Below are 23,504 nucleotides of genomic sequence, written 5' to 3'. Positions count from 1 at the left end.
GGGCGGAATCCGGGGCGGAGGCCGGAATTCGGGGCGCAGGGCGGAACAGGCCCGTCCGCGACCTAGGGTCGATCCGTGAAGAAACGTCTCACCCTGCTGTGGCTCCTGGCCCCGTACGTCCTCTACCTGGGCGCCCTCCCCCTGGTGGACCGCGTCCACCCGACCGTACTGGGCCTGCCCTTCCTCTTCTTCTGGCTGCTGCTGGCGACGTTGCTGACCCCGGCCGCCGTCTTCCTCGCCTGGCGGGGCGACCGCAAGCGGGGGCGGGCGTGAGCGCGGACGCCGCCGTCGCGTCGGCGATCTTCGGCGGGTTCATGCTCCTGACCGTCGCCCTGGGCCTCCTCGCCGTCCGCGGCCACGGCCGCACCACCGGCCTGGCCGAGTGGTCGGTGGGCGGCCGCAGCCTCGGCACGGTCTTCATCTGGGTGCTGATGGCCGGCGAGGGCTACACCAGCTTCAGCTACCTCGGTGCCGCCGGCTGGGGCTACAACCACGGTGCCCCCGTCCTCTACGTCATCGCCTACATGTCCTGCGGCTACGCGCTCGGCTACGTCGTCGGCCCGACGCTCTGGTCGTACGCCCGCCGGCACGGCCTCGTCACCATCACCGACATGGTGGCCCACCGCTACGGCCGGCCCTGGCTCGGCACGGCGGTGGCGATCCTGGCGACCGTGTGCCTGCTGCCGTACATCCAGCTGCAGATCACCGGCATGGGCGTCGTCGTCTCGACGATCTCCTACGGGGCGATCAGCCTGAACTGGGCCTACTTCATCGCCTTCGCGGTGACCACGGGCTTCGTGGTGGTGAGCGGCCTGCGCGGCAGCGCCTGGGTCTCCGTGCTCAAGGACCTGATGGTCATCGTCACGCTCGGCTTCCTCGCCTTCTACGTGCCCCTGCACTACTTCGACGGCTACGGCCCCTTCCTGGACCGGATCGTGGCCGAGAAGCCGGACTGGCTGACCTTCACCGGGCACGGCGGCAGCGGGCTGGGCGGCAGCTGGTTCGTCACGACCAGCTTCCTCAACTCCCTGACGGTCGTCATCTTCCCGACCACCGTGGCGGGCTACCTGGGCGCGCGCAGCGCCGACGCGCTGCGGCGCAACGCCATGCTGCTGCCGTTCTACAACGTGCTGCTGTTCGTGCCGATGCTGCTGGGCATGGCGGCGATCTTCGTGGTGCCGGGGCTCACCGGAGCCGGCTCGAACCTGGCGCTGTTCAAGCTGGTCGTCGACTCGCTGCCGGCCTGGGCGGTGGGCCTGATCGGGGTCGCGGCGGCGCTGTCGTCGATCGTGCCGATGGCGGTGTTCATGCTGGTCATCGGGACGATGTGGGGGAAGAGCGTGCTGGGCGCGATCCCCCGGCTGGCCGGCCGGCCGGACCGGCAGAAGACGGCGGCGCAGGTCGTGGTGGTGGCGGCGGGCACGCTGGCGCTGGTGCTCACCTACACCGAGCCGAACACGCTGGTGCGGCTGTCGCTGATCTCCTACGAGGGCATGGCGCAGCTCGTTCCCATGATCCTGCTGGGGCTGGTGTGGCGGCGGATGACGCTGTGGGGCGCGGTGAGCGGCCTGGTGGCGGGCGGTGCGCTGGTGTGCGGGCTGGTCTTCACCGGGCACGATCCCGTGTGGGGGGTGAACGCGGGCGCCGTGGCGCTGGCCGTGAACGTTGCCGTTGCGCTGGCGGTTTCGTGGTGGGGGCCCCGGCCGGCCGACCCGCGGCCGGACGAGGAGGTGCTGGCGAGTGATCCGGGCCGGGATCCGGGACGGGATCCGGACCCGGGGGAGGGCGTTGTCAGTGGGCCGGTCTACCATCGGAACGACTGAACAACGCTGAACTGGTGAGCGGCTGACCTGCCGTTCCCTCATGTGCATGTGCGAGGAGGAGGGGGGACGATGCGTCACGTACTGCGGAACGTGCCGCGCGACGTGCTGCGTACGCACGTCAGCGTGTTCCTCCTCCTGCTCTCCGAATTGCTGCTGGCCCAGGCCGGCCTGCTCTCCGCCGTCGCGCTCGCCGCGACCACCGCCGTCGCGGCCGCGATCACGCTGTGCGCCGTCGCCGTGGCGGCCGCCCGCACGGGCGGTCCGCTCACGCCGACCCGAATACGCACGGCGATACGGGACCGGGAGCTGCGTACGGCGTTCCTCGCCCAGCGCGATCCCGATGCCCAGGGCCGCCGACGGCCCCGAGCGCCCGGACTGCCCCTCCCGGCGTCCGCGTAGGCGCGCCGCGCGCATCCCGTTTTTCCGCTTGCCGTTGACGGCCGGCTCTCGCCGCTTGCCCTTGTCGCTCGCTGCCTGCTGCTCGCCGATCGTCGCTCGCCGGGGTGCGTGGGGGCTGTGCCCACGTGGTTCGTCACGCCGAATTCCCTGCTTCCTTCGGCACGACGAGACCCGTGGAGGGCTCACTCACCATGTCCTTCTTCTCCCCTCTCTTCACCTCCCTCGGCTCGCTCCTCACGCATCTCGCCGACGCGCTCGACCCGGTGCTGGGCGCCTCGGCGACCGCTGGGGCGATCGTGGTGTTCACGATGTGCGTGCGGCTGGCCCTGCACCCCCTCACCCGTTCGGCGGCCCGCGGCGAGCGGGCCAGGGCCGAGCTCGCTCCCCGGCTCGCCGAGCTGCGGCGGAAGTACGGCAAGAAGCCCGAGCGGCTGAAGGAGGAGGCGGCCAAGCTCTACGCGGAGGCCGGGACCTCGCCGCTGGCGGGGTGTCTGCCGATGCTGGTGCAGCTGCCGGTGTTCTACGTGATGTACCACCTGTTCTCGACCGGTGACGGAGGGGGCGATCTCCTGGAGCACAGGCTGCTGGCCGCGCCGCTCGGCGAGCGGTGGGCCGACGCGCTGGGCGAGGGCGGCCTCCTGGGCGCGCAGGGGCTGGTGTACATGGGCCTGTTCGCGGTGATGGCCGTGGTCGCCACGTGGACGTACCTGCGCAACCGCAAGACCGCGGCGGCGCTGCCCGCGGCGGCGGGCGCGGACGACCAGGCGCCGGGGATGGCGACGATGGTGAAGCTGATGCCGCTGCTCTCCTTCGGCACGCTCGTCACGGCCGCCGTGGTGCCGCTCGCGGCGGGTCTGTACCTCGTGACGACCACGGCGTGGACGGCGGTCGAGCGGGCGTGGCTCCAGCCGCTGCGGACGCCGCAGGAGCGGGAGGAGCGGAAGGGGCGGGCTTCCGCCACGTAGGCGTCCGGGGACCGAAAGGGGGCTTGCGGAGTGAGCCTCCGTTCTTGGACGATCGGGCGGAGCAGGCTTTACGACTGGGGGGAGTTGTAGCGATGAGACTGCTGCGCGTGGGACCCGCCGGGGCGGAACGCCCGGCGCTGCTGGAGGACGACGGGACGCTGCGCGATCTGTCCGGGCTGGTCCCGGACGTGGACGGCGCGCTGCTCGGCGACCAGGCCGCGCTCACCCACGTCCGGGCCGCCGTCGGCGCCCGCATCCTGCCCGTCCTCGACCCGAGGGGGCTGCGGACCGGCCCGCCGGTCGCCCGCATAGGCAAGATCGTCGGCATCGGCGCCAACTACCGGGACGCCGTGGCCGAGGCCGGCCTGGCGGCCCCGGCCGAGCCGGTGGTCTTCCTCAAGGCGCCGGACACGGTCGTCGGCCCGGAGGACACCGTGCTGGTGCCGCGCGGCAGCGAGAAGACCGACTGGGAGGTCGAGCTCGCCGTCGTCATCGGCCGTACGGCGCGGTATCTGCGGACGGACGAGGAGGCGCTGGCGGCGGTGGCGGGGTACGCCGTGGCCAACGACGTCACCGAGCGCGAGTTCCAGAACGAGCGCGGCGGCCAGTGGGACAAGGGCAAGAACTGCGAGACCTTCAATCCGCTGGGGCCGTGGCTGGTGACGGCCGACGAGATCCCCGACCCCCAGGCGCTGGGCATGCGGCTGTGGGTCAACGGCGAGCTGATGCAGGAGTCCGGCACGGCGCGGCAGATCTTCCCGGTCGCGCATCTGGTGCGGTACGTCAGCCAGTTCATGACGCTGCATCCCGGCGACGTCATCAACACCGGCACGCCCGCCGGGACCGCGTTCGGCAGGCCCGAGCCGAAGCCGTATCTGCGGGCGGGGGACGTGGTGGAGCTGGAGATAGACGGGCTGGGGAGGCAGCGCCAGCAGGTGAAGAACGCGTAGGCCGTCCGGGGGACCGGCGGTGTGGGTCCGTGATCTGCTCCACGCAATATGCATATTTTCGGATATGTCTCAGAGGGAGCGTGGAACGCGCCGGGTCGTTCATTCGGTCGTCGCGGCCGCGGCCACACTGGCCGCGGCCGGCGGCACCCTGCTGGCATGCGCCTTCGCCGCGCCGGGCGCGGGCGACGGGCGGGCCGCCGCCGGGCCGGGGCCCTGCGTGCCGGGCAAGTGCCCGGCCGCGTACCCCGACCCGAACGGCGGCGCGGTCGTGGGACGCGACAACGGCGTCAACGTCTTCGTCGGCGGCGACTTCGCGGTGCGCGACGCGGCGGCCGGAGCCGAGGGAAGGGTGGTCGTGGTGGGCGGTTTCGACCTGGCCAAGGGCGCCGGGGCGCCCCTTTCGTACAACGTGGGGGCGGTCGGAGTGGGCTCCCGGGTGCCGCCCGACAACGGCTCGCCCTTCCTGCGGGTGGGCGGCGACCTCAAACTCGCCGCCGGCCAGCGGCTGCTCGCGGAGGACGGCCCCGTCAACGGGACGGTCGCCTTCGCCGGACAGCAGGCCGGTACGGGCACGGTGAGCCCGAAGGCCGTGCGCGACGCGCGGGCGGTGGCGGCCTACGAAGGGGTGCGGGAGGAACTCACCGCGGCGAGCACGTGCTACGCCTACGACAAGGGCGTGCCGAGGAAGCCGACGGGTACGGCGGTGAACCAGGGCAAGGTCACGGTCTTCACGGGGAACGGCACCTCGGGGTTCCAGGTCTTCAACGTGCCCTTCGACCTCGTCGGACCCGACGGGAGCGCGCAGGACTTCTCCTTCCGGAAGATCCCGGCGAGGGCGACGGTGCTGGTGAACGTGATCAGCGAGAGCGGTGACACGCGGACGATCAACACCTCGGCCGGTGCGCTCACCGGCGTGCGGCGCGAACGGCTGCTGTGGAACATCCCCGACGCGAAGGTGGTCCGGATCGCGGGCAGCGGGCAACTGCAGGGCTCGGTGCTGGTGGGCCGCCACTCCTCCACGACCCGGCTCTCGGTGCCGGCGGTGAACGGGCGGGTGTTCACGGCGGGTTCGCTCGCCCACGAGTCGGGGACGGGCGGCCCGGGCGGCCAGACCATCCACGCCTACCCCTTCGAGGGCGTGCTCCCCGAATGCGGTACGGGCCCGACGCCGGACGACGGCCCCGCGGACATCGACGAGCCGGTGCCCTTCCCGGCGGGAGCGCTGCCTCCCGGCTTCCCGGCCGGCCTCGAGGGACTCCTGGGACGCCCGGGCGCCGCCGGACCGGACGACGCCGCCGGCCCCGCCGACGTCCACGAGGTGCCCCGCCAGGGACCGCCGATGAGGGCCTCGATGGCGGTGGGCGCGACCCTGATGGCCGTCGGCGCGGCCCTCGCCCTGGCCGTCCTCTTCCGCACCCGCTCGGGCTCCGGCCCCGGCCGCCGAATGTGACCGGCCGCTGGACGTGACCGGCCGGCCCGCCGTCGGCCGGCGCCCCGGCCGGCGCCCGGCGGCCGGACGGTCGCATCAGGGGGTCATCCGTACAGTCTCGCGCCGTACTGCGGGCCGTAGTAGCGCTCGAGCTCCTCCAGGCTGTCCTCGGGCCGGTCCAGCGACTTGGCCATGCGGGCCCGCGACGGGAGCGCGTCGGGGTTCCAGGTCTCCGGCTTCCAGAGTTCGGAGCGCAGGAAGGCCTTCGAGCAGTGGAAGAAGATCTCGTCGATCTCGACCAGGACGGCGAGTTGCGGGCGGTGGCCCTTGACGACCATCCGGTCGAAGAACGGCGCGTCGCGGACCAGCCGGGCCCGGCCGTTGATGCGCAGCGTGTCACCGCGGCCCGGGACCAGGTAGATCAGGCCGATCTGAGGGTTGCTCAGGATGTTGTGGAAGCCGTCGGCGCGGCGGTTGCCGGGACGTTCCGGCACCGCGATCGTCGTGTCGTCGAGAACGACGGTGAAGCCGGGCGGGTCGCCCTTGGGGGAGACGTCGCAGCTGCCGTCGGCCGCGGACGTCGCCACCAGACAGAACGGCGACCGCTCCAGCCACCGTATGTCGTGCTCGTGGAGGCGGGTGCGGACCTTGCCCGCGGCCTGCGGTGTGGGCCGGCCGAGCAGCTCGCGCAGCTCGTCCCCCGAGGTGATCTCGACTATGCCGGCGGCGGTCTCCATCGGTTGCGTCCTTTCCCTGCGCGTGTCCCATTCGGAGCGTAACCGCCCCGGATGGGCATTGCGTGGGCGTGTGGCGCACGCCATGAAGGGATTGCGTACCGACGGCATGTGACGGTGAATCAGGCCAGGAAGCGCTCCAGCGCCTCGACGACCAGCGCGTGGTCCTCGCCCTGCGCCAGCCCCGACACCGCCACCACGCCCACCACTCCCGTGCCGCGCACCCGCAGCGGGAACGCGCCGCCGTGCGCGGCGTAGCGGCCGGGATCGAGGCGGGAGGAGTCCTCGAAGGTGCGGCCCTTGGCGCGGAAGCGGGCGCCGACCAGGTACGACGACTCGGCGTAGTGGTCGACGACCCGGCTCTTGCGGTCGATCCAGGCGTCGTTGTCGGCCGACGTGCCGGGCAGGGCGCAGTGGAAGAGCCGCTGGGCGCCGCGCCGGATGCCGATCGTGACGGCCGCGCCGCGCTCGCGGGCGAGGTCCGTCAGCAGGCAGCCGAGCCGCCAGGCGTCGTCGTGGTCGAAGCGGTCCAGGACCAGGCGGTGTTCGTCGTCGGCGAGCCGGGCGACCTCCTCGCTCACCGCGCCTCCTCCAGACGGACCGTACGGCCCTCGGCCGCCGAGAGCTTCGCGGCCTCCAGCACGCGCAGCGCCGCCGCGGCCTCCGTCGCCGTGACCGGCGGCCGCCCGCCCGTGCGCAGGGCGTGGGCGATCGCCGCGTAGTACGCCGGGTAGTCGCCCGGCAGCGTCTTCACCGGCTCGCCGCCGCCGGTGAGCGGGGACTCGCCGGCGCCGAGGCGGCCCCAGGAGGACTCGGCCTCGACGCCCCAGGCGCGGCCGTCGCCCGGCCGCAGGCCTTCGCGCAGCGCGGCCTCCTGCGGGTCGAGCCCGTACTTCACGTAGCCCGCCGTGCTGCCCAGCACCCTGAAGCGCGGGCCGAGCTGGGAGGCGGTGGCGCTCATCCACAGGTGGGAGCGGACGCCGCCGGCGTGGGTGAGGGCGATGAACGTGTCGTCGTCGGCCTCGGCGCCGTCGCGGCGGACGTCGGCCTCGGCGTAGACGGTCGTGGCGGGGCCGAAGAGGGCCAGCGCCTGGTCGACGAGGTGGCTGCCCAGGTCGTAGAGGATGCCGCCGACCTCGGCCGGGTCGCCGGACTCGCGCCAGCCGCCCTTGGGGCGGGGGCGCCAGCGCTCGAAGCGGGACTCGAAGCGCAGGACGCGCCCGAGGGTGCCGTCGGAGATCAGCCGGGCGACGGTGCGGAAGTCGTTGTCCCAGCGCCGGTTCTGGAAGGCGCTGAGCAGCAGGCCCCGGCTGTCGGCGAACGCGGCCAGCGACTCGGCCTCGGCTGCGGTCGCGGCAAGCGGCTTGTCGACGACGACCGGCAGCCCGGCCTCGAGGGCGGCGCGGGCGAGGGGGACGTGGGTGCGGTTGGGGGAGGCGATGACGACCAGGTCGAGCTCGCCGGCGCGGGCGAAGAGGGCGTCCGCGCTGTCGGCGGTACGGACCCCGGGGTGCTCGGCGAGGGCCTGCCGCTGCCGTTCCGGGTTGGCGGTGACGACGGTGTCGAGGACCAGCCCGTCGGCGGCGGCGACGAGCGGGGCGTGGAACACCGAGCCCGCGAGGCCGTAGCCGATGAGGCCCACGCGGAGGGGGGTGCGGAAGGCGCCGGTGTCGTCGTCCGGGGCGGCCGTCATGTCCGTGGTTTCCATCGTGGTCTCCGCGCCGGTGGTTTCCGTGTCCTCGCCCGTGGTTTCCATGGGGGCCACTTTGGCAACAGTGTTGCGTAAGTGCAAGTGGAGTGGAGAATGAGGCCTGTGAGCACTATCGGAGCCGGGCCCGGAACCCATCCTGGGGCCAACCTCGCCGCCCTGCGCGACCACAATGCCGCCCTCGTCCTCGGCCTGCTGCGCGACGCCGGCGAGCGCGGGGCCAGCCGGGCGGAGCTGGCCGTGCGCACGGGGCTGACCCCGCAGGCCGTCAGCAAGATCACCGGACGGCTGCGGGAGTCCGGCTTCGCCGCCGAGGCGGGCCGCCGCGCCTCCACGGGCGGCAAGCCCGCCACCCTCCTGCGCCTGGTGCCCGGAGCCGCGCACGCCCTCGGCGTCCACCTCGACCGCGACGCCCTGACCGTCACCCTGGCCGATCTCACTGGCGCGGCCGTCGCCACGCGCACCGCGCCGCTCGCCTTCGGCGCGGGCGGGGACGCGGTGCTCGGCGCGGTGGCGCGCGAGGTGGCGGTGCTGCTCGCGGAGGCCGGTGCCCCCGCCGTCCTCGGCGCCGGAGTCGCCGCCCCGGGGCCCCTGGACCACCGCGGCGGGGTGCTGCACCGCGTCACCGGCTTCCCCCAGTGGGACGGCTTCCCCCTGCGCGACGCGCTGGGCGAACGGCTGGCCCTGCCCGTCACGCTGGACAAGGACACCAACGCCGCCGCCCTCGGCCTCGCCCTGCGCGGCCCGCGCGACGCCGCCTCCTTCGCCTACCTCCACCTCGGCACCGGCCTCGGCGCGGGCCTCGTGCTCGGCGGCCGGGTGCACCGCGGGGCCAGGACCGGCGCGGGGGAGTTCGGGCACCAGGTGCTGCGGCTGGACGGGCCCCCGTGCCCCTGCGGCAACCGCGGCTGCCTGGAGGTCCTCTGTCTGGCGGCCGTCGCGGCCGGTGACACCGCCCGCGCCGCCCGCCTGCTCGGGGTCGGCGCCGCCAACCTCGTCCGGCTGCTGGACATCGACCACGTACTGCTCGGCGGCCGGACCGTCCTGGCGGACCCCGACGCGTACGTACGCGGCGTACGCGCCGAGCTGGCGGACGCCGTTCCGGTCGGCGTCGTGCCCGGCGGCGAGCGCACGGTGGTCGAGGGCGCGGCCGAACTGGTGCTGGCCCCCCTCTTCGGCCGCGCGGGCTCCGCCGCCACGGCCCTCCACCCGGACGAGGCCACAAGGAAGGGCTGAACTTTCGGCTCCGGGACTCGGGCGATATGACCATCGGCCTATCGGGCGGAGATTGACGCCCAGTCGGACGCAAGCCCCGGGCCGCGCGATGACCGGCTGCGCCGCGGTGGGATGTTCCGGTACGACCGGAGCCCCCACCCGCAGAGGTCCCGCGATGCCTGCGCTGTCCGCGATGTGCCCGACCCGCGTGCCGGGGTCCGCCCGGCGGGCCCTCCTCGCGTGCGCCGCCCTCCTCGCGTGCGCCACCGCCTGGGCCCCCGCGGCCGCCGGGGCGGCCCCGCCGTCCGTCGAACCCCCGCCGCAGCAGTGCGGCAACCCCGCCGGCAGCGCGTTCCCGATCACCTCGCGGCTGACCGGCGGCCCGGGGGCGTACGAGCGCGGCGGCGCCCCGCGCACCTGGCGGCTGGAGCTGCACAACGACACCGACGGCGAGTGCCGGGCCATCCACCCCGTCGCCGTCCTCGCCGACAAACAACGGACGCTCCAACCCGCCCACGTCCACCTCGACTTCTACGACCAGGGCGGCTCGCGCTGGCTGCCGGTGCGCTTCGAGCGCACGGACGAGGCGGAGAACGTCGGGGTCCTCGGCGACAACCCCGCCCAATTCGCCGGTTTCGCGGTGCCCGCGCACGGAACGGTCACCATCCCGCTGCGGCTCGGCTTCACCGGCGACGCCCCCGAGGGAGCGGTCACCGCCAACGTCACCGCCGTGCAGAAGCGCGGCGCCGACGGTGCCTGGGTGGGGGAGTCCGACGACTACGCCTTCGCCGTCGGGCCCGCCCGCGCGACGCCGGCGCCGTCCGCGTCGGCCGGCCCGAGCGACCCGGCCGGCCCGAGCAGCCCGGCCGCCCCGGCCGGCGGGTCCGGCGACGCCGCCGGGGCCCCGTACACGCTCGCCGACAGCGGCGACGAGCGGCCCGTGCTCGCGCTGGGCCTCGTGGCCTGCGCCCTGCTGGCCGCCGGGACGGCCCTGCTGATCGGCGCCCGCCTGGTACGGGGCCGCGTGCCGGAGGCCGCGGAGGGCCCGGCGCCAGGGACGGCTCCCTGGGAAACAGCGGCCGGAACAACGGCCGGAACAACGGCCACGGAGACCACTGCCGGCGACTGATTAGGCTGGGGGTGTCAGGGCGGCGCACGAGTGGTGCCGTCCTGGCGTCCCGGTGTCCCGCCGGTGACGGGCGACAGCACGGCAGGAGTCCCGCAGTGGCAGAGCGCAAGCCGATCGAGTCCTGGCTCACCGACATGGACGGTGTCCTCATGCACGAGGGCATTCCGGTGCCCGGGGCCGACGCCTTCATCAAGCGGCTCCGCGAGTCCGGCAAGCCCTTCCTCGTCCTGACGAACAACTCGATCTACACGGCCCGGGACCTGCACGCCCGGCTGCAGCGGATCGGGCTCGACGTGCCGGTCGCCAACATCTGGACCTCGGCCCTGGCCACCGCCCAGTTCCTGGACGACCAGCGCCCCGGCGGCACCGCCTACGTCATCGGCGAGGCCGGGCTGACCACCGCCCTGCACGACATCGGCTACGTCCTGACCGACTCCGACCCCGACTACGTGGTGCTCGGCGAGACCCGCACGTACAGCTTCGAGGCGCTCACCAAGGCCATCCGCCTGATCAACAACGGTGCCCGCTTCATCGCCACCAACCCCGACGAGACCGGCCCCTCCGCCGAGGGCGCCCTGCCCGCCACGGGGTCCGTCGCCGCACTGATCACCAAGGCGACCGGGCGCGAGCCCTACTTCGTCGGCAAGCCCAACCCGCTGATGATGCGGGCCGGGCTCAACGCCATCGGCGCCCACTCCGAGACCAGCGCCATGATCGGCGACCGGATGGACACGGACATCCTGGCCGGGCTCGAGGCCGGCATGGAGACCTTCCTGGTCCTCACCGGGCTGACCCGGGCCGAGGAGGTCGACCTGCACCCCTTCCGGCCGTCCCGGGTCGTCGACTCGATCGCGGACCTCGTCGACCTGATCTGACTGTCGATCTGATCTGACCGTCGGTCTGATCCGAACCGTCGATCTGGTCCGACCGTCGGCCTGATCCGACCGGGCCGACCGATCCGATCCCGCCGCGCGCGGGGTCGGATCCAGGCCCGGAATTGGGCCGAACCGGTCTGATTGGTACTGAAGATCGTCAAATGGAGCAATACGGGCACGGAGCGGATGCGCCCGGCCGCCTCGGCGGGTGAACCTCTGGAGTACCAGGAGGTTCACTATGGCTTCAGTCCGCTACGCCCTCTGCGGCGCCGTGGCCGCGGCGGTGGTCGTCTGCGCGGCCCCCGCCCATGCCAACGACGGCCCCGTCACCATGTCAGGAACCATCGAGCTCACCCCCGTCACCAGCAGGCCGGGCGCCGAGGTTCAGCTGCGGGTCGCCGGCTGCGCGAGCAACCGGGCGACCGCCACCTCCGAGGCGTTCGTGACCGACGCCAGGCTCACCAAGGACTCGGCCGGCATGTTCGCCGAGGCCACCATCCGCGAGACCATGGCCGCCGGCACCTACCCGGTCAGGGTCAACTGCGAGGGCGTCGACGCCACGGCCGAGGGAAAGCTGACCGTCGTCACGGACGGCCGCGACCTGTCCGACCACCACGCCGCCGCGCAGAGCGACCTGGCCGACGGCGACCGCGCCGACCATGGTGACCGCGCCGACCACGGCGACCGGGGCGACCGCGCCGCCCCCATGGGCCCCGACCCCCGCGAGGCCTACGGCTCGCCCGTCGCTCCCGTGCCCGCCGGAGGCGGCGCCACCCGTCACGCCGCCGCCGAGGCGCCGGACACCGGGGGCCTCGTGCTCGCGGGCACCACCGCGGCCATCGCGGGCGGCCTCATCTGGTACCGCCGCCGCACCAACGCCCAGCAGCGGCAACGACAGCAGCAGTAGCGCCATGTCGGACGAGCGCGGGAGCGGTGCAGGCCGTCTCCTGACCGGGATGGCCTGGTCCGCGCTGCTGGTGGCGCTGTGGCTGTGGGGGCGTGATGTCACCGAGGTGCCGATGGGCGCCTCCCCCACCACCGGTGACGTGGCCGCGGTCGGGCGGCCCGACCGGCCCCTGCCCCCGGCCCACGACCCCCTGCCGCCGGCCCGCCCGCAGGCCCTCACCATCACCACCACGAACATACGTGCCCCCATCGAGCCCCACGGCCTGACCCGGCAGGGCGCCGTCGAGCCACCCCCCTTCACCCGCCCCGGCGCCGTCTCCTGGTACCAGGGAGGGCCCGCCCCCGGCAGCCCGGGCGCGGCGGTCCTGGTCGGACACCTCGACACCGACCGCGCGCCCGCCGTCTTCTCCGAACTCGCCGACATCGGCCCCGGCGAGAAGATCGGCGTCACCCGCGCCGACGGCTCCACCGCCGAGTTCACCGTCGAGGACGTCGCCGTCCACACCAAGGACCGCTTCGACGCCGCGAAGGCCTACGGGCCGCGCCGGCCCGACCGGGCCGAGCTGCGCCTGATCACCTGCGGCGGCGACTACGACCGCGAGCGCCGCTCGTACAGCGCCAACATCGTCGTCTCCGCCTACCTGACGGACACGACCGCCCCCTTCGCCACCACCGACATCCGAAAGGCCTGACGATGAGTTGGACGCCGCGGCCGCGCCCGGTCCGGCCGGGTCGCCCGACAGGGCGACCCGGTATGTGTCATGGCATGACTGCCCACGGCCGTGGGCACGTCTGTGCCAGCATTGAGAAGGCATCTCCAGGCACCTCCAGAGGCAGTACACCCAAGGGGGAGTGGATGTACGGCAGCGACGCCGGCCGCACGCGCCGGGCCCGCCGGGCGCGGGCACGGGCGGGGACGACCGCGGGGGTGCTCCTGCTCCTCGCCGTCGCGGGGTGCTCGTCGGGCGACGAGGCGTCGCCGAAGAAGGAACCCCCCTCCGTGTCGCCCGCCTCCCAGCTCCCCAAGTCCTCCTCGCCCTTCTGGGTGAACCCGGACGGCACCGCGGCCAAGGAGGCAGCCCGGCTCCGCCAGGACGGCAAGAAGCGGGACGCCGACCTCATCCAGAAGATCGCCGGGCAGCCGGTCGCCGAGTGGGTGGGCGCGGACGACCCGGAGGGCCAGACCCGGGGCTTCACCGAGGCGGCCACCAAGGCCGACCGGGACGCCGTGCTGGTGCTCTACAACATCCCCCACCGCGACTGCGGCCAGTACTCCCAGGGCGGCGCCGCCGACGGCGACTCCTACCGGGCCTGGCTGGACAGGGCCGTACGCGGCATCGGCGACCGCAAGGCCACCGTGATCCTCGAGCCCGACGCGCTGCCGCACATGGAGGACGGCTGCACCCCCCAGCAGTTCCACGAGGAGCGGTACGCCCTGCTGAAGGAGGCCGTGGGCAAGCTCAAGGAGCTGCCCCGCACCAAGGTCTACCTGGACGCGGGCAACCCCAGCTGGGTCACGCCCGCCGACCGGATGGCCGAGCCGCTGCGCCGGGCGGGCATCGACCGGGCGGACGGCTTCGCCCTGAACGTCTCCAACTTCCAGACCACGAGCGACAGCAAGGACTACGGCCGCAGGCTCTCCGCGCAGGTGGGCGGCAAGCACTTCGTCATCGACACCAGCCGCAACGGCAACGGCCCGCTGAGCGGCGGCGGCCACGAGAAGGCCTGGTGCAACCCCTCCGGCCGGGCCCTCGGTGATCCCCCGACCGTCAGGACCGGGGACGCGCTCGTGGACGCCTACCTCTGGGTCAAGCGGCCCGGCGAGTCGGACGGCGCCTGCAAGGGCGGCCCGGACGCCGGGCAGTGGTGGGAGACGTACGCCCTCGAGCTGGCCCGCAACTCCCGCTGACGCGCCCGGCCGGGCCCGGTGTGCCGGGCCCGGCCGGAGCGGCTCACGGGAGGTCGCCGGAACTCAGGAGGAGTCTGCCGGCGCCTCGGCTGAGGCCGCCGGGGAGAACGCCTCCGACACCGGCACCTTGACCCACACCGCCTCCGACGGAGTGCCCTTCGCGTCGATGACGTTGAGCATGTACCAGCCGGGGGGCACCAGCGACGGGTCCTTGGGGAGCGTCACGGTGAAGGTGTCGCCCGAGACGGTCAGGTCCAGGGCGATCGAGCGCTGCTCGATGTTGGTGACGTGGGTGAAGGAGCCCGGCCGGACCAGCCGGCCCTTGACGACGCTCTTCGCCCGGTCCGCCCGGTAGGTGGCCGACTCGCCCAGCCGCACCGTGCGGGGCGCGGTGTCCTTGATCGCGGGGCGTTCGTCCCGGAAGCCGTAGGGCGGGGTGTAGAGGTCGATCTGCTGCTGGAAGGTGCCGGGCTTGGTGTTGTCCTTGTCGCCGAAGAGCGAGTCGGAGCCGAACGTCATCACCCGCCCGTCGGGCAGCAGCAGCGCCCCGGAGTGGTAGTTGCGCCCCACCAGCGGATCGGCCACCGGGCGGGTGGTGTTGGTCCTCGGGTCGTACAGCTCCGCCGCGATGACGTTGGAGTCGCCGCGGCCCCGGTAGTCGCCGGAGCCGTTGGTGGTCAGCACGGTGTCGTCGGGCAGGATGACGCTGCTGGGATAGCGCACCTTGGCGTAGAGGTCGGGCCCGTCGTGGAAGCGAGGGTTCTCGTCGCGCAGGTCGACGATGCGGGTCCTGGCCGTGGACCTGCGGTCCTCGCCCACCCCGCCGCCGCCCAGGACCATGTAGCGCTGCAACTGGGCGGGCGGCAGCAGCACGGACATCGAGGTCTCGAGGATGTCCGGGTCGCTGATGCCGGGCACCTGGGTGAAGTCGTTGCTCTCCAGGTCCCACAGCCCCGGCACCCGGCCCTTGTCGGCGGGGCCGTAGCCGGCGTTGGAGCCGGTGTAGAAGATCTTGCCCTTGTCGGTGAGGAACAGGGCGGGGTAGGTGGGGAAGAAGCGCTCCTTGGGCAGGTACGTCCACTTCTTGGTGGCCGGGTCGTAGATCTCGTTCTTGCCGGGGACGACCTGGCCGATCTCGTCCAGGCCGGAGACCGACAGCACCCTGCCGTCCTGAAGGGTGGTCAGGGTGGGGTACCAGCGGGCCTCCTGCATCGGGTCGACCGTGACGTAGCGCTCGGCCACCGGGTCGAACTCGAAGGAGTCCTTGATGCCCTGGAAGTCCTTCTTGTCGAACGAGAGCTTGTTGGCGATGCCGTAGGAGTTCTGGGCGTCGGCGCCGGTCAGGCCCTCGACGCGGTAGTTGTCCGTCGTCCCCGTCTCGTACTCGTGACCCTTGTCCAGCGCCTCCACGTACACGCGCGCCGTGCTGGCCGTGACCTTGACCTTGTCGCCGTCGCCGGTCTTGGTGGCGCGGGGCACGAGGACCGCGTCCTTGGACTCGAAGGTCTTGTGGTTGGCCTTGCCGGTGAAGCGGGTCCCCGCCGGGAAGGTCATCGGCTTGTCGGGGTTCTCGTTGTGGACGATCATCAGCCCGCCGGCCTTGTCCACGTCGCCGTCGAGCTTTTCGTAGCGCTGCGTCCCGCCCGCCACCAGGAGCTTTCCGTCGGCCAGCTGGGTGTGCCCGGCGCAGAAGAGGTCCTTGGGGGTGGGGATGTCCTTGTAGGTGTTCGAGCGGGGATCCCACAGGACCGTGCGGAAGGACTTGGCCTTGAAGTTGGCGGCGTTGTTGCCGGAGCCGGCCACGAGCAGCACCTTGCCCGTGTGCAGCAGGGCCGCGTGGATCGTGTTGATCCGGTACTCCTCGGGGACGTTCACCACGTCCCAGTGGCCGTTCCTGGCTTTGTACTCCGCTTGGTTGATCTTGTAATCGTGGTACTGGTCGGCGGCGTATCCCCAGATGGCCGGCATGTTCATCCCGCCCAGCACGAGCGCGACCGCCGCACCGATCGCCAGGCGGCGGGTGCGGCGGCTCGGGGTGTATCTCATGTCCGGTGGGCCCCCTCGGGGTGCTCGGCGGGCCGCTTCGCGCGGTGCACGGTCCACCACCAGGCCACGATCGGCGCGAGGGTGACCGCCAGGGCGAGCGAGGCCCAGGTGCGCATCGCCACATGCGTGTGGCCCGCGACGAACGAGGCCACCAGCGATCCGCCGAAGACCAACAGGAAGAACAGGTGGATGCGGAAGGTGCCGAAGAGGGTGTCGGGGCTGGCCGAGTCGCCCTTCGGGGTCACCACGAACGAGCTCTTGCGGCGCAGCACCGCGTCCGTCAGGGAACGGGCGTAGATCGGCGCAGAGAGGGCGGACATCACCATGCCGGCCAGGCCGCCCGAGCCCTCGGGCTCGTGCGGCGAGACGTTGTGCCGGCGGTTCCAGATGTAGAGCCCGATCTGGAGGGCCGCCGCGTCGCTGTAGAGCATCATCCAGATTTCGGAATTGATGGAGATTCCGGAGGCGCCGAGCCCCAGGAAGAGCGCGCAGCTCAATGCGCCGAGCATCCAGTTGACAGCCGTCATCGGGTAGTAGATGACCATGAGGGTGTAATTGAGGAACTTCCCCGGGGAGAGGGTGAAGGGCCCCTTCCAGTACTGCTTGATGATGGTCTCGTAGGTGCCCCGGGACCAGCGCAGCTGCTGGGTGAAGAAGTCCGTCCAGGCGTTCGGGCCCTCTCCGACGGCGAGGACGTCCGGGGTGTAGACCGAGCGCCACTTCTTGCCGGTCCGGGGATTGCGGTGCCGGTGCAGCTCGAAGCCGGTGGCCATGTCCTCGGTGATCGAGTCGTACAGGCCGCCGATGCCCTTGAGGGCGCTGATGCGTACGGCGTTGTTGGTGCCGACGAACATGGGGGAGCCGTAGCGGTTGCCGGCGCGCTGGATGAGGGCGTGGAAGAGGAACTGCTGGCTCTCGGCGGCTTTGGTGACGGCCGCGTCGTAGTTCCCGTACACCTGCGGTCCAACGACAAAGGCGACATCGGGGTCACGGAAGTATCCGAGCATGCGCTCGAGGAAATTCGGCAGCGGTACGTGGTCGGTGTCCACGGAGGCGAAGAAGTCGTATTCGTCGCCGTGGGCGTCGAGCCAGGCGTTGTAATTGCCGTGCTTGGTCTTCGCGCGGTGCGGGCCCTTGGGCCGGTTCCACTTCTCGACGCCCTTGCGGCTGAAGTGGTGCACGCCCAGGCGCCGGCAGACGGCCTTGACCTCGGGGTCGTCGCCCTCGTCGAGCAGCCATACGTGCACCGGACCGCGGTGGCGCACCCGGACGGCCGCCTCCAGGGTCCTGGTCACCATCTCGATCGGCTCCTTGCCGGGCACGAAGGAGGTGAGGAAGGCGACCCGGGTGCCGGTCTCGGGCACGACCGGTATGGGATCGCGGGCGACGAGCGTGGCGTGGGCGTTGGAGGTGACGTTGAGCGTGCGGAAGAGCTCGATCAGGCCGATGGACACCAGCATCACGGTGTCCAGGACCCGCATGAGGGTGGTGCCGTTCTCGCGCTGCGTCCAGTGGGAGGGCTGCATCAGCCACACCAGCAGGCCGAGCGAGACCACGGGCGCGGCGCCCAGCAGCAGGGCCGCCCGGACGCGGTGCGGCTCGTCGGCGAGCAGGCTGCGATAGCGGACGCGGTACGGGCCGGGGTGCTCGCCGGGGTCGGTGAGCGGGCCGGCGAGGCGGCTGTAGTGCTCGTAGTCGAAGCGCGGAAGCGGCTTGCGATGGTGGGGCGGCGAGAGCCTCGGCGGGTCGGCGTGCCGGGGGCGGCCCGCCGCGCCGGCCGGGGCGGGCACGCGCAGCCGGGTCGTCACCGATGGGTCGTAAGTCTGCTGCCGGGCGTCGGCAGGCGTGGACGTCATGAGTCATCCCCCCGCACGCATGGTGACTGCGTGTATGTGCCAGTGCGTGGCCCCGCGGGCCCCCCTCGGCCGCGCGGGCGCGCCGGTGCCGGCTCCCTCCGGCACCAACCAACTCACTGGTCAGACAGTGACATTGGGTGAAGCTGTGCGTTTCAGGATCTCGAACCCCGCATCATGATCGCAAGGGTGAAACAAGGTGTTTACCGGGCAAAGCGGTACGTCGAACGAAGATGCGTACGAATGTTGCTCAAGTGGTCACAGCTGGCACGCTTGTGTGTTCGTATCGCCCAGAGAACGACTCAGGGCTCCTCACTCTTGGTGAGGAGCCCTGAGACTCGCGTGCGCCGCCAGGGACTCGAACCCCGGACCCGCTGATTAAGAGTCAGCTGCTCTAACCAACTGAGCTAGCGGCGCCTGCTGACAGAGAAAACTCTACCCGACTCCGGAGGTGCCTCCGACCACCCCGCGAGCCGGGGCCCGGAGGGCCCGCGGGGGCGTTCCGGCGGAAGGGGGTCCGATAAGTCCAGTAATGGTATGAATATCTGCTACGTACGGTAACGCCGGGGCGACGTGCGGTTCCTTTGGGTCATTGAGACGCTGTGCCGAGCGTCTTCCAGTGGCGAAAAAAATTCACCGGAAGGCGTCGGGAGCCGCCGTAAGCCGCCGGAAAGCCGGACGAAAGGCAGCAGGGAGATGCCCGAGGACATACCCGAGGAGGGCGCCCCCCGTCGTCGGCGGGGCGCCATGCGCGCCGCGCTGCTGGCGGCGCTGGGGGCCGCGGCGATCGCCGGGCCGGGGGCGGTCGCGCGCGCGGCGGAGCCGCCGCGGCCGGGGCCCGGCCAGGGTGCCGACGCCGCCACGCAGGAGCTGAAGCCCGAGGACCTCGACCTCGCCGACCAGGAGCCCTCCGCCCAGGGCCCCGTCGGCCAGGACCTCCCGGACCAGGGTCTCGTGGAGGCGGAGGGTGCGGGTGCCGTCCCCGCCCTGGAGCCCGCGCTCGTCTTCGCGCTGCGCCATGTGGGGGATCCGTACGCCCTCGGGGGCGTCGGGCCGCGCCGCTGGGACTGCTCCGGGCTGGTCCAGCGGGCCTATGCCCGGGCCGGCATCCGGCTGCCGCGCCTGGCCGCCGACCAGTACCGGGCCACCCTGCGCATCCCGCGGGCTGCCCTGCGCCGCGGTGACCTCGTCTTCTGGTCCGGCAATGGCGCGGCCTCCGGGGTGCACCATGTCGCGATCTATCTGGGCGACGGGCGCTACGTCGAGGCGGCCCGCCCCGGCACCAAGGTCCGGATCTCCACGTTCGCGCACTACAACCCCCACATGTACGGCCGCGTCACCCGGACGGCGGCGCGCTGAGCGGTGCCGGTGGTCGCGTTCGGTGAGGTGACCGCGGCGTGTCAAGGGTGTGAATTTGGCCTGGACATGGCGAATAACCGGGTCTAGCCTCCGTATTGGTCTGGACCGCAACCCACTCGACTCTCAGAACCCCCCACGTTCTCGAGGAGTGCCAGCATGCGCAAAAAGATCAGTGCGGCGATCATCGGCTTGAGCGTCGCCTGCGTCTCCCTCTTCTCCACCACGAGCGCCTCCGGTCACGGCTACACCGACTCCCCCACCAGTCGCCAGGTGTTCTGTGCCCGGGGCGCCGTCCAGAACTGCGGCGACATCCAGTGGGAGCCCCAGTCCGTCGAGGGTCCCAAGGGCTTCCCGTCCCGCGGCCCGTCCGACGGCACCATCTGCGCCGGCGGCAACAGCCGCTTCGCCGAGCTCGACGACCCGCGCGGCGGGCAGTGGCCGGCCACCAAGGTCACGGCGGGCCAGAGCCTGACGTTCCGCTGGAGGATCACCGCGCGCCACGCCACCACGGACTTCCGCTACTACCTCACCAACGGCACCTACGACCCCAAGAGGCCGCTCACCCGCGCGGACCTCGCCACCCAGCCCTTCCTGACGGTCCCCTACGGCGGCCGGGTCCCCGACGCCACCGTCAGCCACCAGGGCACCCTCCCCGCGGGGAGAACCGGCAAGCAGCTGATCGTCGCCGTCTGGACCATCGCGGACACGGGCAACGCGTTCTACGCCTGTTCCGACGTCCAGTTCTGACGTCGAGCGGCCGGGCATGAGGGCGGCCGTGGGGTGACCGGTCGGCGATCACCCCACGGCACTTCACCTCACGGCGCTCACCCGGCGGCGCTCACTCGTCGGGGTCGCGCCGCAGCGCGAACCGCGCCAGCACCCCCGCCACCACCAGGGCGACGACGGCCAGCAGCGCGTAGTCGGGCACCGCGTTGCCCACCCGGGAGGCCAGCTCCTCGAGGCGGAACTCCTGGTCGGCGTCGAGGATGCCCGGCAGGCCGGTCGTCCCGTCGTAGACCAGGAAGAGCACCCCGATGCCGATGAAGAACAACCCGGAGGCCAGGGAGGTGGTGTGCAGCCGCAGCCGGCCCAGGCGCAGCTCCCTGCCGCGCAGCCAGCCGCGGCCGCCGAGCCCGAAGCGGTCCCAGAAGAGGGCCAGGACGAACAGCGGCAGCGCCATGCCCAGCGCGTAGACGGCCAGCATCGAGGCCCCGTACACCGGATTGCCGTTGACGGCGGTCACGGTCAGCACCGCGCCGAGGATGGGCCCGGCGCAGAAGCCGGCCAGTCCGTACACGCAGCCCAGCAGGAACGTCGACGCGGCGGTGCGCGGCGTGATGCGGCCGGCGGCCGCCTGGGCCTTCTTCGACGCGAAGCCGAGACCCGTGATCTGCGCGACGCCCATGGCGATCACCACCCAGCCGCCGGTGGTGACCAGCAGGTCCCGGTGGCCGTTGAAGAGCCGGCTGGCGGCGGTCGAGGCGGCGCCGAGCGGTACGAGCGTGGTGGCGAGCCCGAGGTAGAAGACGCAGGTCCGCGCGAGCAGCCGGCCGGGGCTGGCGAGCGAGTACGCGAAGAACGCCGGCAGCAGCAGGGCGCTGCACGGGCTGACCAGGGCGAGTGCGCCGCCCAGGAAGGCGGCGAGGTAGCCGATGTCGGTCACTTGCCGGACTTCCCGGCGGCGTCCTTCACCGCTTTGGCCTGGGCTATGGCGGCCTCGAACTCCTTCAGGGGCTGGGCGCCCGCCAGCGGCCGGCCGCCGACGAGGAAGGTGGGGGTGCTCTTGACGCCGAGGGCGTAGCCCTCCTCCTGGTCCTTCTTGACGGCGGCCTCGGCGGCGGAGCCGTTCAGGTCCTCGCGGAAGCGGTCGAGGTCCTTCACGCCCGCCTTGCCGGCGAGGTCGACGAGCTTGTCCTCGGCGAGGGCGTCGCCCTTGCGGAGCTTGGCGAACAGCTCGTGGTGGAACTGCGGGAAGCGGCCCTGACGGCCGGCGGCCCAGGCGGCGCGGGCGGCCCGCTCGGAGTCCTTGCCGAAGATCGGGAAGTTGCGGAACTCGATGCGCAGGACGCCCTCGTCCACGTACTTCCGCACCAGCTCGGGCTGGGTCTCCCGGGTGAAGCGGCCGCAGAAGGAGCACTGGTAGTCGGCGTACTCCACGAGCACGACGGGCGCGTCCGCCTTGCCGACGGCCAGGGGGTCGCCCGCGTCGCGGCGGCTGGTGATCTTCTCCAGCCTGTCGTACGTGGGCTGCTGCGGGTCGAAGGACGGCTGGGCGCCGGCGGTGGGCTCGCTCTTGCCGGAGCCGCCGCCGTTCCGGGCGATGGCGATGCCGGCGGCGGTGACGGCCACGACGAGGGCGATGATCGCGCCGATGGCCGCCAGGCGGCGGGAGGGCGTGGAGACGCGTGCGGACATGAGAGGTGGTGCTCCATGGGTCGGTGAGGATCTGGGCATGCCGGAGCACGGCCCGTGCGGGGCCGTGGCGGGGGCGGTCCTAGATCCGCAGGACGGGGAGCAGCTCGGCGCAGCCGGCGACGGGCACGGGTGGCGCCCGGGGTGTGCCGGGGCGCGGGACCTCCGCCTGGGGGAGCGTCACGCGGGTGGTGCCCGGGCCGGTGACGGGGTCGGCGTGCGCCGCGGCGACGGCGACCTCGGCGCCCTTGAGGGGGACGTCCTGCTGGCGGCAGGTGCCGCCGGTCCCGTCGGCCTCGGCCCGGGGCCGGGCGTCGGGACGGGTGCCGGGCGCGGCGGCCGGGGCGGGGGAGTGGGCGCTGGCCGCGGACAGTGCGGACGTGCCCGCCGTCGCGTGGACGGAGGGGGCGACTCCGCACAGGGAGGGGGCGAAGACGGCGGCGAGGAGGAGCAGGAGCACGGCGGCTGCCGTCGGGCGGCGTCGCTGTGACACGCGCGCCCCTCCTTTCCGCTTCGTCCCGGTCCTCGCCGGCCCCATGCTACGGGCCGTACGACGAAGGCCCCCACCGATCGGTGGGGGCCTTCGACTGTCTGTGCGCCGCCAGGGACTCGAACCCCGGACCCGCTGATTAAGAGTCAGCTGCTCTAACCAACTGAGCTAGCGGCGCCTGCTGACAGAGAAAACTCTACCTGATGTCCGGGGGTGCTCCGAACCACCGGTCACACCAGTCCCTCGGACCCCCGCTCTGCCGCGCGCCGCGAGGGGCGCCCCGGCCCCGCGCTACAGGGCCAGCGACAGCAGCATGGGCGCGGCGTGCCGGTTGAGCGTGTCCGCCGCCTGGCGCAGCCGGTGGGCGTGCTCGAGCGGCAGGGACAGGCCCAGCGAGCCCACCGAGCGGCCCGCCGTTATCGGGACGGCCGCGCAGACCGTGCCCACCGCGTACTCCTGGAGGTCGAGGACCGGGACGGTGGCGGGCTGGGCGGCCAGCCGGCTGAAGAGGACCTTCTCGCTGGTGATCGTGCGGGAGGTGAGGCGGGCGGTGCGGTGCCGGGAGAGGTGGTCGCGCCGGTCGTCCTGGTCGAGCTGGGTCAGCAGGCACTTGCCCAGCGCCGTGGCGTGTCCGGCGGAGAGGAAGTCGACCCATTCGTTGACCTTGGGGGTGCGCGGCCCGTCCGCGTACTGCGTGATCCGGATCTCGCCGTCGACGTAGCTGCTGAGGTAGACGGCCGCGCCGACGGTGTCGCGCAGTGCGTGCAGGGACCGCTGGAGCTTGGCGGCCAGCGCCTTCTTGCGGTCGCCGCCCGAGCTCAGCAGGGTGAGCGCCTCGCCCGTGACGTACGCCCCGTCGCCGGTGCGCTCGACGTACTCCTCGCGGCGGAGCATCAGCAGCAGGTGGGCGAGGTGCCCGGCGGGCAGTCCGGTCTCGCGGGCGATCTGGGCCTCGCTCACGCCGCCGGTGTACTTGGCGACCGTCTCCAGCACGCGCAGGGCGTACTGCACCGAGTGGAACGGTGCGGTCGGCTCGGGCCTGAGCGCCACGGTCTCCCCCTAGCGATGTTCCTGTGGGTGTCCCGCTCTCCACGATAAGGGTGAATCCGGCTTCCGGGAGGTGGTGTTGAACAGAATGAACGCACCGCCCGTACCTCTGTCCTGGGCTTTGCGACCTTGGCATATGCCTCCGTCCTGAGATTGCCGACCGGGGTCCGCCCGGGGCCCGCCGGAATAATCGGAGAGTGTCTCCGGTTGTGGCCGGTCGGGGTGCGCGACGCGCGCCCGGGACAGCACCTGTCC

At 72.6% G+C, this 23,504-nt stretch carries 23 protein-coding genes and 2 tRNA genes; 14 read left to right on the top strand and 11 right to left on the bottom strand.

From position 1 onward, the window contains the following. The first annotated feature begins 75 nt into the window (after positions 1-75). The 6 genes from IE295_RS21690 to IE295_RS21665 all read left to right on the top strand — a co-directional run bounded on the left by IE295_RS21690 (position 76) and on the right by IE295_RS21665 (position 5,587). Entirely contained in the window at positions 76-273 is a 198-nt protein-coding gene (locus IE295_RS21690) for a DUF3311 domain-containing protein (RefSeq protein WP_224323513.1), read from the top strand. 41 nt (positions 274-314) lie between these two features. After that, entirely contained in the window at positions 315-1,823 is a 1,509-nt protein-coding gene (locus tag IE295_RS21685; protein ID WP_190065441.1) for a sodium:solute symporter family protein, read from the top strand. 69 nt (positions 1,824-1,892) lie between these two features. Next, the gene (locus tag IE295_RS21680) at positions 1,893-2,222 is read left to right on the top strand and encodes a DUF6412 domain-containing protein (RefSeq protein WP_224323512.1); all 330 of its coding nucleotides are present in this window, start codon (positions 1,893-1,895) and stop codon (positions 2,220-2,222) included. Between the two features lie 173 nt (positions 2,223-2,395). Continuing rightward, on the top strand, positions 2,396-3,187 hold the full coding sequence (locus IE295_RS21675) for a YidC/Oxa1 family membrane protein insertase (protein WP_224323511.1): 792 nt from the start codon (positions 2,396-2,398) through the stop codon (positions 3,185-3,187). A 92-nt stretch (positions 3,188-3,279) separates the two neighbouring features. Further along, positions 3,280-4,137: a fumarylacetoacetate hydrolase family protein gene (locus tag IE295_RS21670; protein WP_190065364.1), complete on the top strand. Its 858-nt coding sequence runs from the start codon at positions 3,280-3,282 to the stop codon at positions 4,135-4,137. A gap of 64 nt (positions 4,138-4,201) precedes the next feature. Beyond that, on the top strand, positions 4,202-5,587 hold the full coding sequence (locus tag IE295_RS21665) for a choice-of-anchor A family protein (protein WP_190065363.1): 1,386 nt from the start codon (positions 4,202-4,204) through the stop codon (positions 5,585-5,587). An 83-nt stretch (positions 5,588-5,670) separates the two neighbouring features. On the opposite strand, the gene IE295_RS21660 is transcribed toward IE295_RS21665, so the two are convergent. The 3 genes from IE295_RS21660 to IE295_RS21650 all read right to left on the bottom strand — a co-directional run bounded on the left by IE295_RS21660 (position 5,671) and on the right by IE295_RS21650 (position 8,008). Further along, positions 5,671-6,303 carry a pyridoxamine 5'-phosphate oxidase family protein gene (locus IE295_RS21660; RefSeq protein ID WP_190065362.1) on the bottom strand — a complete coding sequence of 211 codons (633 nt, stop codon included), beginning with the start codon at positions 6,301-6,303 and terminating at the stop codon, positions 5,671-5,673. 119 nt (positions 6,304-6,422) lie between these two features. After that, the gene (locus tag IE295_RS21655; protein WP_190065361.1) at positions 6,423-6,881 is read right to left on the bottom strand and encodes a heme-degrading domain-containing protein; all 459 of its coding nucleotides are present in this window, start codon (positions 6,879-6,881) and stop codon (positions 6,423-6,425) included. Further along, on the bottom strand, positions 6,878-8,008 hold the full coding sequence (locus IE295_RS21650) for a Gfo/Idh/MocA family oxidoreductase (RefSeq protein ID WP_372479671.1): 1,131 nt from the start codon (positions 8,006-8,008) through the stop codon (positions 6,878-6,880). Before IE295_RS21650 ends, IE295_RS21655 begins: the two co-directional genes overlap by 4 nt. 96 nt (positions 8,009-8,104) lie before the next feature. On the opposite strand from IE295_RS21650, the gene IE295_RS21645 reads away from it, so the two are divergent. The 6 genes from IE295_RS21645 to IE295_RS21620 all read left to right on the top strand — a co-directional run bounded on the left by IE295_RS21645 (position 8,105) and on the right by IE295_RS21620 (position 14,042). Next, positions 8,105-9,244: an ROK family transcriptional regulator gene (locus tag IE295_RS21645; protein WP_190065360.1), complete on the top strand. Its 1,140-nt coding sequence runs from the start codon at positions 8,105-8,107 to the stop codon at positions 9,242-9,244. A 154-nt stretch (positions 9,245-9,398) separates the two neighbouring features. Next, a complete protein-coding gene (locus tag IE295_RS21640; protein WP_190065359.1) occupies positions 9,399-10,352 on the top strand; it encodes a hypothetical protein in 954 nt (317 codons plus the stop codon). A gap of 95 nt (positions 10,353-10,447) precedes the next feature. After that, positions 10,448-11,227, top strand: a complete 780-nt coding sequence (locus IE295_RS21635) for an HAD-IIA family hydrolase (protein ID WP_190065358.1) — start codon at positions 10,448-10,450, stop codon at positions 11,225-11,227. A gap of 238 nt (positions 11,228-11,465) precedes the next feature. Further along, the gene (locus IE295_RS21630) at positions 11,466-12,134 is read left to right on the top strand and encodes a hypothetical protein (protein ID WP_190065357.1); all 669 of its coding nucleotides are present in this window, start codon (positions 11,466-11,468) and stop codon (positions 12,132-12,134) included. 4 nt (positions 12,135-12,138) lie between these two features. Continuing rightward, complete coding sequence (locus IE295_RS21625) at positions 12,139-12,825, top strand: class F sortase (RefSeq protein WP_190065356.1); 687 nt, start codon at positions 12,139-12,141, stop codon at positions 12,823-12,825. Positions 12,826-12,989: 164 nt separating this feature from the next. Further along, entirely contained in the window at positions 12,990-14,042 is a 1,053-nt protein-coding gene (locus IE295_RS21620; protein ID WP_190065355.1) for a glycoside hydrolase family 6 protein, read from the top strand. 63 nt (positions 14,043-14,105) lie between these two features. Here the strand turns inward: IE295_RS21620 and glxA are convergent, their stop codons facing one another. From glxA to IE295_RS21605, 3 genes are all read right to left on the bottom strand, one after another. After that, on the bottom strand, positions 14,106-16,088 hold the full coding sequence (glxA, locus tag IE295_RS21615; protein ID WP_190065354.1) for a radical copper oxidase GlxA: 1,983 nt from the start codon (positions 16,086-16,088) through the stop codon (positions 14,106-14,108). After that, the gene (locus IE295_RS21610; protein ID WP_190065353.1) at positions 16,085-17,944 is read right to left on the bottom strand and encodes a glycosyltransferase family 2 protein; all 1,860 of its coding nucleotides are present in this window, start codon (positions 17,942-17,944) and stop codon (positions 16,085-16,087) included. The genes glxA and IE295_RS21610 overlap by 4 nt, the downstream gene beginning before the upstream one ends. Before the next feature lie 340 nt (positions 17,945-18,284). Further along, a tRNA-Lys gene (locus tag IE295_RS21605) sits at positions 18,285-18,358 on the bottom strand. 279 nt (positions 18,359-18,637) lie between these two features. Between IE295_RS21605 and IE295_RS21600 the strand changes: the two genes are divergently transcribed. After that, a complete protein-coding gene (locus tag IE295_RS21600) occupies positions 18,638-19,300 on the top strand; it encodes a C40 family peptidase (RefSeq protein WP_190065352.1) in 663 nt (220 codons plus the stop codon). 156 nt (positions 19,301-19,456) lie between these two features. Further along, positions 19,457-20,047, top strand: coding sequence for a lytic polysaccharide monooxygenase auxiliary activity family 9 protein (locus IE295_RS21595; protein ID WP_190065351.1), 591 nt, complete (start codon positions 19,457-19,459; stop codon positions 20,045-20,047). Positions 20,048-20,138: 91 nt separating this feature from the next. On the opposite strand, the gene IE295_RS21590 is transcribed toward IE295_RS21595, so the two are convergent. The 5 genes from IE295_RS21590 to IE295_RS21570 form a co-directional block, all read right to left on the bottom strand. Beyond that, positions 20,139-20,963, bottom strand: a complete 825-nt coding sequence (locus IE295_RS21590) for a cytochrome c biogenesis CcdA family protein (protein ID WP_190065350.1) — start codon at positions 20,961-20,963, stop codon at positions 20,139-20,141. Continuing rightward, on the bottom strand, positions 20,960-21,715 hold the full coding sequence (locus IE295_RS21585) for a DsbA family protein (RefSeq protein ID WP_190065349.1): 756 nt from the start codon (positions 21,713-21,715) through the stop codon (positions 20,960-20,962). The genes IE295_RS21590 and IE295_RS21585 overlap by 4 nt, the downstream gene beginning before the upstream one ends. Positions 21,716-21,794: 79 nt before the next feature. Further along, positions 21,795-22,205, bottom strand: coding sequence for a hypothetical protein (locus IE295_RS21580; protein ID WP_190065348.1), 411 nt, complete (start codon positions 22,203-22,205; stop codon positions 21,795-21,797). 101 nt (positions 22,206-22,306) lie between these two features. Beyond that, a tRNA-Lys gene (locus IE295_RS21575) sits at positions 22,307-22,380 on the bottom strand. 113 nt (positions 22,381-22,493) lie between these two features. Then, positions 22,494-23,252: an IclR family transcriptional regulator gene (locus IE295_RS21570; protein ID WP_190065347.1), complete on the bottom strand. Its 759-nt coding sequence runs from the start codon at positions 23,250-23,252 to the stop codon at positions 22,494-22,496. Between the last annotated feature and the right edge of the window lie 252 nt (positions 23,253-23,504).

It is taken from the genome of Streptomyces griseocarneus, assembly GCF_014655595.1.
GTDB classification, from domain to species: Bacteria; Actinomycetota; Actinomycetes; order Streptomycetales; family Streptomycetaceae; genus Streptomyces; species Streptomyces griseocarneus.
Note: the sequence above shows the minus strand (reverse complement) of the source record. Positions and strands in the feature narration are given on the sequence as shown.